The sequence below is a fragment of the 'Fragaria x ananassa' phyllody phytoplasma genome, from assembly GCF_018274325.1.
Classification (GTDB): Bacteria; Bacillota_I; Bacilli_A; order Acholeplasmatales; family Acholeplasmataceae; genus Phytoplasma.
Genome location: NZ_JAGVRH010000001.1, coordinates 40589 through 56942, shown reverse-complemented (window position 1 = coordinate 56942; position 16354 = coordinate 40589). Strand labels below are relative to the sequence as shown.

Below are 16354 nucleotides of genomic sequence, written 5' to 3'. Positions count from 1 at the left end.
AAGGAAAAAGAAAATGGGAGCAAAAACATTGAAGAAAATTGGTTTAATTTTAAAAATATCATTTATAATTAAAAATGGTTAAAAAATAAACAGGAATGAGTTTTTAATTGTTAAAGAAATTAAACTTTTACTCCCTAAAAATTAAACTTAAAGCCATTTTTATGAAAGAAAGTGGAAAATCAAACCAAGAAATTCAAAAAGAATTAAAAATTAAAAATCGCAGTCAAATTTATATTTGGGTTAGATTGTATGAAAAAGAAGGGGCGAGTCGATTAGAACAAACAGTTGGTAGGAAGAAACAATTACACACAACACCCAATGAAGATGTTTTAATTAAAACTAAAATTAAAAAGAAACTCGCCACTACATTTAGAAAAAACAGAAAATTATATTTAGATATTATTAACCAATATAAACAAGATATTTCACTTAATCAATTAATAAAATGGCTTAATATTTCCAAAAATAGTTATTATCGGTGGCTCGAACAAAGTATTAATCCTAGGCCACATAATGACTTGGAAAAAACATTGTTTCAAATATGCAAACAAAACTCATATATTACAACAGATGGAAGAAGAAAAAGACGTTTGGGATATCGGGTGGTTCATCAAAAATTAAAAGATGTTGATTTTAAGATCAATCCTAAAACAGTATTAAAATTGATGCGTAAATTTGGTCTATTATCTGAAAGAATCAAACATAAACCTCAATATTATTATGATTTGGCCATTAAAAGAGAAAATAACTTAAAAAATTTTCTTCAAAATAATTATGAAGCGAAATATTCATTAGAAAAATTATGTACTGATATCACTTATATTCCTTTTGGGGTTGATAATAAAAAATTATTTGTGTCAGCTGTTATGGATTTACACAACCGCGAGATTATTAGTTATAATATATCTAAGACGGCAGATATTAATTTCGTCTTAGATATTTTAAAAAATATTCCTAAATTAAAAAAACCTTGTATTATCCATTCTGATAGAGGTAGTGTTTATACATCTAAAAGATATCAAATTTATTTAAAAGAAAATAAATTAATTGCAAGTTATTCAACAATAGGTACGCCAACTGATAATGCATGTATGGAATCATTTTGGGCAAATATGAAGTGTGAAACTATCCATTATGAAAAAATGCAAAATCTTAATGAATTTCAAGTTAAAGAAATTATTAATGATTATATCAAGTATTATAATACTTATCGAAAAATAAAAACCTTAAACTATTTATCACCTTTAGAATATAAAAATATTAATAAATAAATGATTAAATTTCATGCCCTCAATTAAGGAGGGCAATTTGTGTTGGTTTTTCATTCTTATGGTTAAAAAATGGTTTACATTCAACAACTATAATACCTCTAAAACACATTATTTTGCCCCTATATGGAGTTTTAAACTAAAATTAGAAGTTTACCACTAACTATAAATATAACCTAATTTAAAAGGCATTATTTTGATTATTTATTTTTTTATTAGTTAACTTATTTTCTTAATTTTTATTTTTTAGATAATTGTGTAAAAAAATAATTTTATTTAAATTTTAATATTGACAAGAATCTAAATATAAGAGTATAATATATTTGAAGTAATATATAAGAAAGAAATAAAAACTATTCAAAAGTTTTTTATTTCTTTCTTATATTATATATATACTTATATTATACTCTTATATTATATATATACTTATATTATACTCTTATTTAGATTATGTCTTTAAATACTATTAAAATAAATTATAAATAATTTTTATGTTGACATAAATCTATTTTAAGTTATAATAAAAGTAATCAATAGACAATTTGTTTTTTTGAGAAAAAATTATATTTTTTTTTCTTAAAAAGTGTTGTTCTTAACTGGTTCCATTTTTTTGGGTCAGTTTGTTAACCACTGAATTTCAACAAAAAGAAACGGAATATCAAACTATCATCACTCAAAAAGAACAAGAAATAACCCAATTAAACCAAATAATCAATAACCAAGCTAATGAAATCAACCGTTTAAGTGATGATACTCTAAAAACAAATTGATAAATGGGTGAAACAAGGTATCAACATCTAATCTTTAGAAGGAACCATCAAAACCTTAGAATCAGCCTCAGGCAAATACCTCCAAGAAAACGCTGAACTCCGACATGAAATTGAAACCCTGAAAGAAAAACTAAAAACCGAAAAAAAACAACACGAAGCAACTAGAATAAAGTTGGAAAAAAATAAGAAAAAATTAATCTCCACAACCGCCAAATACAAGAAAATAAAAAAACAATTATAAAATCAAAAAAACTTGGTCAGGCTCTTTCCAGCCTATCCGCACAAATATTAATAATAAAATTATCGAACCAATAACTTCTTGGCTCAAAAAATGGTTTTAAGGTTAATTAAAAAGTTAAATATGTTAAAATACTTGTATATTGAAAATTCTTCCAAAGGAATTAATAAATATGATCAAAATTAAAAAAATAATCAAATGGTTTTTCTTAATAATTATTTTTATCATTATCGCTTTGATTGTTTTTATCATCTTAAATGAAACAGGGGTTATTCAACTTCCTAAAAATCCTATTCCTAACTTAAATAAAACTGACATTAATAAAATCAGAGAATGGGAAGAAAATGATCATAACGGCCGAACTAATTATATGATCGAATTTTATTATAATAAATTCGATTGCTTAAATGGCATTGGTTATTACCAACAACAACTTAACGATAAAACTAATAAAAGTTCTTTTGAAATAATGACTATCCAAGACCGTCTCCCTGTTCTCTGTACTTTATCCATCTTCATAAACACAATAATGATAAAACTAAAGAAGCCGAAATGAACAAAAAACACCCTAGTGGGTGGTAAAAATAAAAATTAAAGGAGATTTGATTTATGGTTAAATTAAAAAAACAATTTAAAACAATTTATTTTTGTTTTATTAGTTTTATAGCAATATTATTTACAATTAATAATCACCAATTAATGGCAATGGAAAATGATAAAAATAAACAAAAAAATAATTTTGATATTTTTGAAGAAGTTGTAGAACAATTCAGTGAGGGAATTGAATATTTTAATAAAAAAGGAATACAAATTAATTTAAATAAAATAACAAAATTATTATCTCAAAATGAAAAAAGAAAACAAAAAAACGAAGAAAAATCTATAAATTCTAAAAATAATAAAAAAATGACAAAATAATTAAAAATAAAATATTTACCAATCAAAGACTCTTTTTAAGGGTCTTTTTTTATTTCCCAATACTTTTAAAAGAAAGGAACTATTAAATATGTTCATTAAAAAAAAATATTAACATCTTTACCGAATAACATCATCTTTTTCATCATTATCTTTATCTTATTAATCCCCTTAGTTTTTATTAATTATTTAATCAAATTCTGTTTTTTGACTTATCAATTAAACATCCAAAGATTAAAATAAAGAACAGTAGTTCAATTTTATCAATATCTAATCACTAATAAAACTAATAATCATATGGAATCTAATTAATACTTGGTTAACAAAATTAAATAATGGCCTTAATAATGTCAATAATCATTTCTTCACCTATCAAAATCAATGGATTAATTTAGTTTTATTAACAATTCTTTTATTATTTTTACCTCATCTATTATGTTTAATTGATTTTATTTCAAAATCTTTTTATTTTATTCTTAAATTTATTTATTATTTCTTTAAATATATTATCTCATTATTTAAGAAAGGGTAATAACGATGGAAATAAAAAAAAGGAGTACCTATTATTACTGGTTAAAAACAAAAGAAAAATTAAAATTAAAACAAGAAAAATATCTTTTACAACAAAAACGTATTGAATCTTTATGTAAAATTCATGAATATTTATTAGGACATTGAAAAATCACTGATTTATACCAAAAAATATTTAATGAAACTATCACTAAGAAAAAAGTTTATCTTATTATGAAAGAAAAAGGAATTTGTTGTCGTTTAAGAATTAAAAAGAATAAACATCATTATCGTTCTTTAAAAGAAAATTTAAATATAGTCCCTAATTTAATTAAACAAGACTTTAAAACAACCCAAACGATGCAAAAACTCTTTACGGATATTACTTATTTTCAAACAAATGAAGGTTTTTTATATTTTTCATGCATTATTGATTCTTTTAATAATCAAATTATTGCCTCATATATTTCTAATCGTCAAAATAAAGATTTAATTCTAAACACTATCAAAATAATTCCTAAATTAAAAAACCTTGTATTATCCACTCCGATCAAGGTACAGTTTATCAATCTCAAAAAATACAACAAATTTTAGTTAAAAAAGGTTTTCTTATCAGCATGTCAAAAAAAGCCAATCCGAGAGATAATGCAGTAATTGAAAACTTATTTGGCCAAATGAAAAGTATTTTATCGCGATCCTTTTTTATTCCAAAAATCTCCAGCAAAAATAAGCAAAATCATTAACCAATTCCCTTCTTTTTGGAATAAAAAATGGCTCTTAACTAAATTAAATCATCTTTCGACTTTTCAATATCCTCAAAATTTAAGATAAATCATTTTAAAATATTATCTAAAACCAGACCTTTTAAAAAAGGTAACTTTTTTGCTCTTTTTTTGCATAAAATGTTTTTATTAACAATAAAAATCATTTTCTTTTTCATTTTCTTAACACTTTTTTTTAACTTTTTTTACCTAACTATATAATGAAGAGGTAAAATATTTAAAAAAATATCTTTTGAAACTAACAAATTATGAAAAACATTAGACACATTTTAATCTAATCAAAATACTTTGTTAGTTTGAAAAGATATGCAATTATCAACTTAATTTTAAGTCTTAAAGAACAATTTTAAAGACAAAAGTTGTATTAAAAAACGAAATAGCGTACAATTATATTCTACCCTTTAATTTTACTTAAAACTAAAAAGAAAACAATAAAAATACGGAAAAAAGTAATAAAAAAGTATTAACTGCAAATATTATTTTATCAATATGAATAAAGAGGGGAATAAAATACAAGATAATAGAGAAAATAAAACAAAAGAAAAAGCAAAATAAACACAAGAAAATAAAAAGAAAAAGAATAAAGAAACAAAAGAAAAGCACCAAACAAATAATTTAAATAAAAGAGTGTTTAAATTATTTGTTTGGTTTTAATTATATGAATATATAATTATAGTTTGGCTTTTCTTATAATAACTTGTAATAGTTTCATAAAAGAAAGGAGGTCAATATGCATAAGCCATGTTTTGTCTTGTTAAAAAACAAGTGTGATCATTTATCTGCTACTATAAAAGTAGTGTAAAACTGACTTCATTTCATCGTTTTACATGCCCCTACCATTTTTTTGGGTTGTTAGCTTGAGGGGTTTATCACGTTTCACCTAATTATTTCTAATTAACTCGTCTCTGTGACACTTTCAGCTTTTATTTCATAAATATAATTATAAATTAATTTATAATTAATCCTTAGAAATAAAAAACGCCGTTACTTTGCTTTCAAAGTACTCTAAGTTATGAATTCCTTAGACACAAACACTACATGCAATCGCAGCATGTGCCAACATGGACTTTCCTAAATTTAAAAATAATAATATTTTTAAATCTCGATCACCTTCTATTGACCCTTTTTATTTTATCAAATTTGATTAAATTGATCAAATAAAAGAATATTATTTAATGCATTTAGCTATTTTCTTTTTATATATTGATTCATTATTTACTTCGCTCCAATAAAACAGTACTTTTAAAAAAAATTATTGTTATTATATAAAAAAATTATTAATATAAATTGATATAATAATAGTATGAATTCTATAAAAAGGAGAAATTTATGTCTGTAGTTGCACAACAAAAAATTAAAATAGTTTATGATGGCTTATTCAAAGGTCAAGTTTATGAAATGGCTCAAAGTTTAGATGCTAATGTCAAACATGTCAATGATTATAACAAAGATAATAGTTCTTGCGAAAAGCTTTTTTTATTAACTCGTAGTGTTAAATTTGGTGAAGTATCAAAAGACACTAAAAACTTTTTAGATAAAAACATCTCTTTAGTTATTGGAGTGGCAGTTTCTGGAAATAAAAATTGGGGTTCCAATTATGGCAAAGCTGGTGATATTATAGCAACTACTTATAATATTCCTTTAGTTTTAAAATTTGAAGGATCTGGTTTACAAGAAGAAAAATCTTTTTTAAAAAAATGGCTCTTAGCATATAGCAATCAAAAAAAACTACCATCTTTACCCTCCCAAAACACCCATCAGACATCTCCTTTAATAGAAAAGAAAGCAAGTAACTCCCATATTCAAAAAACTTTACCTCCTTGGATTATCCTCAATAATCAAATTATTGACGAAAATGGTTATATTAAAGATTTACAAAAAGATCAAGAAGCCCTAACAAGTTTTATCTTAGAAGAAATAGAACCTAAATTAAAACGTTTCCCTACTTTAAAAGAAAAACTAACTTTTTTGCAAAATAATGAATATTATGAAAGTGATTTTTTAACTAAATACAATGATAGACAAATTAAAACTATTTATCAAATAGCTTATCGTAAAAAATTTCGTTTTCCTACTTTCATGGGAGCTTTTAAATTTTATCATGATTATGCTTTAAAAACAAGAGATAAGCAATATTATTTAGAAACTTATGAAGACCGTTTGGCTATCAATGCTCTTTATCATTCTCAAGGAAATTTTGAAATTGCTCAAAGAATGATTACTTCTTTAATTCACCAAGATTTTACTCCCGCAACCCCTACTTTATTAAATACCGGCAAAAAACATCGTGGCGAATTTGTTTCTTGTTTTTTATTAGAAGCAGGGGATTCTTTAAATGATATCGCCCGCATTAATGAATTTTCTATGCAACTTTCTAAAATTGGCGGCGGTGTCTCTATTAACATCACTAACTTGCGTGCCAAAGGAGAAACAATTAAAGGAATTGAAGGAGTTTGCAAAGGAGTAGTTGGAGTTTGTAAATTATTAGACCATAGTTTCCGTTATGCTGACCAAATGGGACAACGAACAGGAGCAGGAGCAGTTTATTTAAATGTTTTCCACGCCGACATCAAAGACTTTTTAAACACTAAAAAACTAAGTGCTGACGAAGATGTCCGTATTAAAACTTTATCTTTAGGAGTTGTTGTCCCTAATAAAATGATTGAATTAGCCCGTCTTAATCAAACTATGTATACCTTTTATCCCCACACTGTCTTTTTAGAATACGGCCAAAACTTTGCTGATATTGCTGTTAACATGGATCATTGGTACGATATTTTAGTCAATAACCCTAAAGTCCGCAAAAAAGCCATTAACCCCCGTAAATTATTAGAACTAATCGCTCATATGCAAGGAGAATCAGGTTATCCTTATTTAATGTTTTGTGACAACGTTAACCAAAAAAATCCTCTTGATTTACAAGTTAAATTTTCTAACCTTTGTACTGAAATCCTACAACCAACTATTACCTCCCACTATACTTCTTATCACCAAACTTCCCAAGACCAAATTGGTCTTGATATTTCATGTAATTTAGCATCAGGTCATATGGGTAATATGATTAAAAATAATACTATTGCAGAAACTGTCTTTATGGCTATGGAAGTGATGAATACTGTTGCTAATAACACCAATATCAATTATGTACCCGCTGTTGCAAAAGCAAACCGTCTTAATCGTAGTGTTGGTTTTGGTATCATGGGACATCACGGTTTTTTAGCTCAAAATTATATTACTTTTGGAAGCTCTGAAAATAAAGATTTAATTGATGTTTTTTTCAATGCTGTTAATTACTATAGTATCTTACACTCTTGCCAAAAAGCTCGTCAAACAGGACAAAAGTTTTATCGATTCGAAAAATCAAAATATGCCAATGGTTCTTATTTTAACAATCGTGGCGAAATCCTACCAAAAACACCTAAAGTAAAACAAATCTTTTCCAACATCAACCTACCAACCCAAAACGATTGGCAACAGTTAAAGCAAGACGTTCAACAGTTTGGGCTTTACAATTCACATCGTTTAGCTATTGCTCCTAATGGTTCTATCGGTTACATCATGGGTGCTACTCCTTCCCTAACCCCAATCAAACAATTAGTCGAAGAACGTACTTACGGTAATTCTAAAACTTATTGTCCAATGCCTGGTTTAAAAGAAGCTGCTTTTATGTATACAACAGCTTATAAAATGAATAAATATGATTTAATTGATGTCATTGCAAATGCCCAAAAACACATTGATCAAGGTATTTCCTTTGAATTAGGAATTACTTCTGATATCACTACCAGAGAATTACAAAGATATTATCTTTATGCTCACCATAAAGGAATTAAAACCCTTTATTACACTCGTACCCAAAAATTAAAAATTGATGAATGTGAAGCTTGTGGCATTTAATCTCATTAATTTTTCTCTTTAACTCAACAAGGCTATCTTCATTAGATAGTCTCTCTTTTTGTATCACTTTCTTTCTTATTTCTTTTATCATCACTTTTTTTACCAATTACCCATTTATCCTAAATATGAAAAAATATGAAAAAGCAAAAAAAAAAAAAAGAAACAATAACATAACTCTTCTAAAAACAAAAACTAATCTAATAAAATCAAATATCTTTATTATAAAGGAGTTCAAATGCTAAAATTTTTATCAAAAATATACCAAGGAGCTAATTGGAATCAATTAGAAGATCAATACACACATTTTTTTTATGAACAAAATTTAAGCCAATTTTGGCGCCCCGAAGATATTAGTTTACAAGGAGATCTTGCTTGCTGGAACCACCTAACCCCTGAAGAAAAAACTGTATACAATCGTAATCTTTTAGTATTAACTTTTTTAGATACTTACCAAGGAGACTTAGGAATCCCTGTTATTGCTCTTTCTTTGGATGAAAAAGAACATCAAAAAAAAGCTACTCTTAATTTTATGGGAGCCATGGAAAATGCTGTTCATGCTAAAAGTTATTCTAATATTTTTATGAGTTTTTTAAGCAACCAAGAAATTAATCAACTTTTTTCATGGGGGAAACAACAAATTAATTTACAAAATATTATGAAACAAATTATTCAAGTTTATGAAACCCTAGAAGAACATATTTATCTTAAAAAAATAAAAGACCTACAATTTAATCAACTTGAATTCCAAAAAAAACAATGGCAAGCTATGGCAATGTCTGTTTTTTTAGAAACTTGGTTATTTTATAGCGGTTTTTATTATCCTTTATATTTTTATGGCCAAGGACAATTGATGCAAGCAGGAGAAATTATTAATTTAATTATCAGAGATGAAAGCATTCATGGTGTTTATGTCGGACGTTTAGCAATAGAATTATATCGTTTTTTTGATATCCCAACACAACAAGCTTTAAATAAATGGCTTGATAAAATAATGCAAATTTTATATCAAGAACAACTTTTATTAGTTAAAACAATTTATCATCAATTAAACTTAGAAAATGATGTTAATAAATTTGTTCGTTATAACGCTAACAAAGCTTTAATGAACTTAGGTTTTGACCCTTATTTTCCTACTGAAGATGTTAATCCTGTGATTATTAACGGTCTTAATACCGAAACTAAAACAATGGATAATTTTTCCATGAAAGGGAATGGTTATCAAAAAATGCGTTCTGAAACTTTAAAAGATGAAGATTTTTATTTTGATAATTGTTAAAAAAAATAAACAAAATAAATCATCAAGGGATTTTTCATAATAACAATGTCCTATTTTCTTTTAATATTCTTTAATATTCCTAATTTCTAATAAAACATAATTTTTTCATATTAAAAAATGTTATAATAAAGGAGTTAAAATTTATTTTACTCTCAAAAATAATTCCTCAATTGATTAATTTGTCTCATTTACTCTTTAATCATAATTTTATTCATTTATTTCTCTCTTTCACTTTTATTTCTAGTTATAGCGACATCATTTCTCAACTTATATCATATTTTAAAAATATATATTTTTTTATATAAAATATCAAAGGAGTTTTTTTATTATGATCGATACTCATAACTTAGCTGAAAAATCTTTAAAGTTCACCAAGGGTTTTAAAAATTTTATTACTCGCGGTAATGTCATGAATTTAGCCGTTGCTGTTGTCATTGGGCAACTATTTGCTAAAATAGTAAGTTCTTTGGTGGTGGATATCATTATGCCTCCTTTTTCTTTATTATTTGGTTATACCTCTGCTTTAAAAGACTTAAGGTTTAAAATTAAAGGTGATGTCTATCTTAATTATGGCAATTTTTTACAAAATATTTTAGAATTCGTAATGCTTTCATTTGTTATTTATAGTATTTTAACTATTTTTATCCGTACATCCAAAAAAACATCAGATACAAGCAAAAATGAAACAGCCACTATTTTAAAAAGTTTAAAAGAAGAAGTTACTTTATTAAAAGAAATTAAAGAAATATTACAACAGCTCCCCAATAAGAAACAACTAATAAATAACAAAAAAACAAAAAAAGACTAGCAGTCAACAAACATCATCAGAGGGACTATTTAATAAATAGTCTTTTTTTTATTGTAAATTAAAACAATTATTATATCATCTCATATTCGCATTTCATCTTTTTTCAATGAAAATCTTTTTATTTCTTATTTTTGCATAATTTTCCATCTCTTTTTAATAAAAGGTAAAAAGAAAATGCAAACAAAATAAGCAAAAGTAAGAAAAATTAAAAATAAAAATATCTTTTCAAAATTTATCAAACAAAGGAATTATAAATTTAAACTTATGAAAATCATTTGGAAATATTTAATAAAATATAAAGTTTTATTATTTTTAAATTTAATCGCTGTATTATTAGTATGTTGTGGCGAATTAGGGATTCCTTTTATGATTGGTAAATATATTGTGGATTACACTAACAATAAATTAGACCCTTTATATTTATTACTAATTTTAATTTTATTTGCTTGCTGTGGTTTTATTGGTAATTTAATTCTTAACTATTGTTCTTCCCGAGTTTCATCACTCTTATTTCGTGATTTAAGTGGCGATATCTTTAAAAAATTCCAAACCTTTTCTCCTACAGAAGTACAACAATTAGGAATCGCTTCACTCCTTAATCGTACTACTTCTTGTGTTTATCAAATTATGAATTTTATTTCTGTCTTTTATCGTACTGCAGTTGTTTCGCCCATTATGTTAATTATTAGCGTCATTGCTATTTGTTATGTCGCCTCTTTCTTAATTTTAGGAATCCTTTTTATTTTCCCTTTTTTAATTTTAGTACTAATTATCATTATTAAAAAATGCTATCGTCTGTCCCAAGAACAACAAAAAAAATTAGATAATCTAAATGTTATTATCCGTGAAAACTTAATTGGGATTAAATCTATTCGTGCTTTTCGACAAAGCAATTATGAAACTCAACGTTTTGCTAAAATAAATAAAAAATATAGTCTTTTTTCTATTAAATTATTTAGTTTTATGGTATCAATTGACCCTATTTTTTATTTTTTCCTTAATTTATCTATTTTAATTAATTTTGGAATTGGAGCTATTATACTCACTAATTCACATTACCGCAACTTATTTCCTAATTTTACTATCGGTCAATTATTGTCTTGTATTGATTATCAATTACATGTTTTATTTTCTATTTTAGATTTTTTACTTCTTTTTATGATGTTCCCCAAAACTTTAGTTTCTATCAAAAGAATCGAACAACTATTAAGCATTACTCCTACCATCAAAAACACTATTTCTCCTTTACAACCACAAATACCATTTCACAAATTATCTTTTGAAAATGTGACTTTTTCTTATCCCAATACTTCCAAACCAATTTTAACAAATATTAATTTCACCTTGAATCAAGGAGAAGTAATTGCTTTTGTTGGAGCAACAGGAGCAGGAAAATCAACTTTAATCGGTTTAATTCCTCGTTTTTATGATGTTAACCAAGGAGTGATTAAAATTAATAACATTAATATCAAAGAATATGACCTTTCTTATTTAAGAAAAAAAATTAGTTTTATTTCCCAAAAAAATGTTTTATTTAAAGGAACTATTAGGAGCAACTTAGCATTTGGTAAAAATGATCCTCAAAAAAAACAAATGTTAGAGGCTTTAAAGTTAGCCCAAGCCCAAAATATTGTTCAAAATAAAAGCCATAAATTACAAGATAGAGTCAGCGAATTTGGCGCTAATTTTTCTGGCGGACAAAAACAAAGACTTTCTATGGCTCGTGGTTTTATTAAAAAACCAGATATTTATATTTTTGATGATTCTTTCTCAGCCTTAGATTATAAAACAGAATATGAAATTAGAAAGGCTTTTTTAGAAATGAAGCAAAAAGCTTTAGTTTTAATTGTAGCTCAAAGACTTACTTCTGTTTTAACCGCTGATAAAATCGTTGTTTTAAACGAAGGATGCATCGTTGCAATAGGTCCACATGAAGAATTAATTAAAAATTGTCTTTTATATCAAGAAATTGCCAAATCGCAAAATTTAAAGGTGTCCTTATGAAATACATTTTAAAATACCTAAAACCTTTTAAAACCAAAATTATCATCAGTATTTGCCTCATTTTAATAGTTACTGCTGTGAGTTGTTTTATTCCTTTTTTCGAAGGAAAATTTATTACTGATAGCATTAAAAATCAAATACAATCACCTAAAATAACCGATTTTACCAAACATATCCTTCAAGTTTTAATTTTAAATTTATTACTTTATTTATTTATAGTTATCTGTCGTTTGATTTTTAATAAATTATTAATCCAATCTATCCATCAAAGTATGTGTGGGTTAAGACAAGATGTACAAAGAAAAATTCATAATTTACCCATCAAATATTTTGATCAAAATACTTTAGGAAATATTATGAGCCGCATAACTAATGACATTGAAGTTATTTCTAACTGTTTACAACAATCATTTTCAATTATGATTTCTGCTTTTTTATTAATTTTTATGATTATTAGTTTTATGTTTGTCTTACATTGGTTTTTAGCGTGTATAGTTTTTATTATGATTCCTTTATCTTTTTACACCACTTATTGTATTTTTAAAAATTCACAAAAAGTATTTATTCAAAGATTTGAATCAACAGGTAATTATAATGGTTTTTTACAAGAAAAATACACTGGATATAAAGAAATTATCCTTTACAACCAACAAAAAGCAACAATCAAAGAATTCAATGAATATAACACTCATTTACAACAATTAATTTTTAAATCCAATTTTTTATCTGGATTATCAGGTCCTATAGTTAGTTTATTTACTTATTTAACTTTGGTTGTAGTAAGCATTACAGGATATTTTCTAATCCAACCCCAAACACCTAATTTCTTAATGAATTTAGGACTTACAGTAATTAAAATTGGATTATTTAGAACTTTTCTACAATATGTATGGCGCTTAGGAAATCCCATTATTGAATTAGGACATATGTCAGTTCTGATTCAATCTGCTAATGCTGCTTCTAAAAGAGTTTTTTCTTTCTTAAATGAAATCGAAGAAGCCCCTGAAGTAACTAATCCCTTAGTTTTACCTAAACCAGAAGGACAAGTTATTTTTGAAAATGTATCTTTTAGTTACAATAATAAAGATATGCTTTTAAGGAATATAAGTTTTACTGCCGAAAAAGGGCAAACTATTGCTATTGTAGGACCTACTGGCTCTGGGAAATCAACTTTAATCAATCTTTTAATGAGGTTTTATGATGTTAACTTAGGTTCTATTCAAGTTGATGGCATTGATATTCGTAAATTAAAAAAAGATAATTTAAGAAGTATCTTTGGCATGGTCTTACAAGAAACTTGGTTTTTTAAAGATACTATTTGGAAAAACATTAAATACGGAAATCAACAAGCAAACGATGAAGAAGTTTTAAAAGCTGCTGAAAAAGCCCAAGTTAATTATTTTATTAAAAATAAACCTGGCGAATACCAAATGGTAATCAATGAGGAAGCCGATAATTTATCACAAGGAGAAAAACAACTAATTACTATCGCAAGAACTGTTTTAAGCAATCCTAAAATTTTAATTTTAGATGAAGCCACTTCTAATGTTGACACTCGTATTGAAATTTTATTACAAAAAGCTATTAATAAATTAATTCAAAACAAAACATCTTTTGTTATTGCTCATCGCTTATCAACTATTATCAATGCTGATAAAATTTTAGTATTAAACCGTGGTGTTATTATCGAACAAGGCACACACCAACAACTTTTAGCTAATAAAGGTTTTTATTATAAACTTTATCAAAGCCAATTTCAAAACTAAACTATTTTAACAATTCAACCAAGAATCCAAAATATAAAAAGAGAGACCCTTATTAAAAGGGTCTTTTAATTTTATATAAACGTACTAAATAAACAAACGCATATTTATAATTATAAATATTGATGAAATTTATGAATAATATTTCTAAAATTACATTTAGCAATTTTTTTTAAAATATCAGAACCATATTGTTTAACAATCCAAGCAATTTGATGATCAACTTCCTTATTGGCTCCTAATTTTAATGAAGTGGCAACCAACTTCCCTATTTTATCAATAGCTATTAAAAAAAAATAACGAGCAATAATAGATGCAGCAGCAACACTTAAATAATGACTATCAGCTTTTGTTTCAAAATGAATTTTTTGATAAACTGTTGTTTCATCTTTTAAATATTGAAAATAATTTTGAGGATTGCAAAATTGATCTAAAATAACAACTACTTGATGAGGTGTTTTAGCTACAGTTTTTTGAATAGCCTGATTATGCAACAAAGATTTTATTTTGTTAAGATTATATTTATGAATAACCTTATTATAATCTTCAGGCATCATTGTTTCTACCGAAAATAAAAAATTTTTAATCATTAAAGGGGCTATTTGAAGAATTTTTTGATCTGATTGCTTTTTAGATTCCAAAATAGAATCTACTTTTTTCAAAAAAACAATATTTTGGGGAGAAAGATATACACAACAAACAACAATAGGGCCAAAAACATCTCCTGTTCCGACTTCATCAGAACCAATAGATTCCAAATAGTAATTTTTAGATAAATGATTAGCTTGAGTTTTTTTGAAAAAAAAATTATCTAAATGGTGAAAATTATTTGTTTCTTGAAGAGGGATTTGTAATAATTTTTTCAAAAAATTCATTTTAACCAAGGCTTTATTGCCTTGTACAAGCAAAGTATAATTACGATACACAGTTATTTTATCATCAATATCACAAATGACAAAAGCTACATCCTTATTAAGAGTCGTTTGTAATTGCTTATGATAAAATTTTTTTATTTTTAAGAATTGTGATGCATCTAATTTTAAAACATAATTTAACATATATATATATTAATAATTTCCTTTTATTTATGAAACAACGCAATCAAATCAAAATAACTAAATATCATTATTTATTATCAGATAACAAAGGTTTGTAAAAATTCCTTTTTTCTAAAACAAGAATAGATTCTGTAAATGTTTGTACATCTGTTTTTTGTAACATTTCGCTCAAAGATGTTAATTTACAATCAATATTATCTAAATACCATAACAAAAGAACTTCTCCTATTTGAGGTTTTTTCACTGAACCATATTCTAAAAGTCCATGATGAGCAATTAGCATATGTTTTAAAAGTAAAATTTCTTCTTTTTTTTGATAACCTAACAAATTAACTTCTACTTCCACATCACAAGCGATCATCACTAAATGTCCTAATAATTTTCCTTCTTTAGTATATTCTTTTTTGTTAAAATCTATTTCTTGAATTTTGGCCATATCATGCAAAATAATACCTGCATAAAGTAAATCACTATTTAAAAAAGGATATATTTTTAAAAGCGGTTCTGCCATTTTTAACATAGTTAAAGTATGATATCCTAAACCACCATAATAATTATGATGTATTTTCAAAGCTGCTTTAGAAATTAAAAATTTATTTTTATAACGTAAATATAAATTAGTAGTGACTGTTTTTAAAATATGATTTTTAATTTTAGCAAGGTATTTTTCTAAATCAGTTGCAACAACTGCAAAAGAAATAGGGGCACATTTATAAAAACTTTGAAATACTTCATATAAAGTTTGCATATCCAAACTATCTTGTGCTAAACTAAATTTTTGATTCATAAAAATTAATTCTGTATTTTTCACTAAGCAAATAGTTTCAAAGCAATATATCTGTCCTAAAATAGGTTTAGAGGAGGGAATATCTTTATTTAATTTAATATTAACATCACTTTTATCAGTTAATTGAATATTAATATTAGCAAAATGATAACCTTGATTTAAACTAGTTACTTTTCCTATAAAATAATTAATTTTTCCTGGTTCTTTAATTGGTGTAATAATATTTGAATTTACGTTCATAATGTCGTTTTCTCTTTTTTTAATTTTTAAAATTTTTT

At 25.4% G+C, this 16354-nt stretch carries 11 protein-coding genes, 1 other RNA gene and 1 pseudogene; 10 read left to right on the top strand and 3 right to left on the bottom strand.

Translation table 11 applies throughout. The annotated features are described in order from the left end of the window. The first annotated feature begins 107 nt into the window (after positions 1-107). The 5 genes and pseudogenes from J8J04_RS00260 to J8J04_RS00240 form a co-directional block, all read left to right on the top strand. Positions 108-1271: an IS3 family transposase gene (locus tag J8J04_RS00260; protein ID WP_225885787.1), complete on the top strand. Its 1164-nt coding sequence runs from the start codon at positions 108-110 to the stop codon at positions 1269-1271. 617 nt (positions 1272-1888) lie between these two features. Further along, the gene (locus tag J8J04_RS00255; protein ID WP_212330699.1) at positions 1889-2038 is read left to right on the top strand and encodes a hypothetical protein; all 150 of its coding nucleotides are present in this window, start codon (positions 1889-1891) and stop codon (positions 2036-2038) included. A gap of 410 nt (positions 2039-2448) precedes the next feature. Then, positions 2449-2832 carry a hypothetical protein gene (locus J8J04_RS00250; protein WP_212330696.1) on the top strand — a complete coding sequence of 128 codons (384 nt, stop codon included), beginning with the start codon at positions 2449-2451 and terminating at the stop codon, positions 2830-2832. A 53-nt stretch (positions 2833-2885) separates the two neighbouring features. Then, positions 2886-3194 carry an SVM family protein gene (locus J8J04_RS00245; RefSeq protein WP_212330693.1) on the top strand — a complete coding sequence of 103 codons (309 nt, stop codon included), beginning with the start codon at positions 2886-2888 and terminating at the stop codon, positions 3192-3194. A gap of 549 nt (positions 3195-3743) precedes the next feature. Continuing rightward, positions 3744-4532, top strand: a pseudogene (locus J8J04_RS00240) (IS3 family transposase); the annotation flags it as partial. A gap of 681 nt (positions 4533-5213) precedes the next feature. Here J8J04_RS00240 and rnpB read toward each other — a convergent pair. Then, an RNA gene (gene rnpB / locus J8J04_RS00235) (RNase P RNA component class B) lies at positions 5214-5601 on the bottom strand. A 211-nt stretch (positions 5602-5812) separates the two neighbouring features. Here rnpB and nrdE point away from each other — a divergent pair. From nrdE to J8J04_RS00210, 5 genes are all read left to right on the top strand, one after another. Further along, positions 5813-8380 (top strand): class 1b ribonucleoside-diphosphate reductase subunit alpha, encoded by a 2568-nt coding sequence (gene nrdE, locus J8J04_RS00230; RefSeq protein WP_212330691.1) that lies wholly within the window; start codon positions 5813-5815, stop codon positions 8378-8380. 235 nt (positions 8381-8615) lie between these two features. Then, positions 8616-9656 (top strand): class 1b ribonucleoside-diphosphate reductase subunit beta, encoded by a 1041-nt coding sequence (gene nrdF, locus J8J04_RS00225; protein ID WP_212330689.1) that lies wholly within the window; start codon positions 8616-8618, stop codon positions 9654-9656. A gap of 328 nt (positions 9657-9984) precedes the next feature. Further along, complete coding sequence (gene mscL, locus J8J04_RS00220; protein WP_212330687.1) at positions 9985-10464, top strand: large conductance mechanosensitive channel protein MscL; 480 nt, start codon at positions 9985-9987, stop codon at positions 10462-10464. A gap of 264 nt (positions 10465-10728) precedes the next feature. Next, positions 10729-12468 carry an ABC transporter ATP-binding protein gene (locus J8J04_RS00215; RefSeq protein ID WP_212330685.1) on the top strand — a complete coding sequence of 580 codons (1740 nt, stop codon included), beginning with the start codon at positions 10729-10731 and terminating at the stop codon, positions 12466-12468. Then, the gene (locus J8J04_RS00210; RefSeq protein WP_212330683.1) at positions 12465-14234 is read left to right on the top strand and encodes an ABC transporter ATP-binding protein; all 1770 of its coding nucleotides are present in this window, start codon (positions 12465-12467) and stop codon (positions 14232-14234) included. Before J8J04_RS00215 ends, J8J04_RS00210 begins: the two co-directional genes overlap by 4 nt. A 110-nt stretch (positions 14235-14344) precedes the next feature. Here the strand turns inward: J8J04_RS00210 and rnhC are convergent, their stop codons facing one another. Together rnhC and J8J04_RS00200 are read right to left on the bottom strand one after the other, a co-directional pair. Beyond that, positions 14345-15289 (bottom strand): ribonuclease HIII, encoded by a 945-nt coding sequence (gene rnhC, locus J8J04_RS00205; protein WP_212330679.1) that lies wholly within the window; start codon positions 15287-15289, stop codon positions 14345-14347. A gap of 67 nt (positions 15290-15356) precedes the next feature. Continuing rightward, on the bottom strand, positions 15357-16316 hold the full coding sequence (locus tag J8J04_RS00200; RefSeq protein WP_212330676.1) for an HD domain-containing protein: 960 nt from the start codon (positions 16314-16316) through the stop codon (positions 15357-15359). Positions 16317-16354 lie beyond the last annotated feature (38 nt).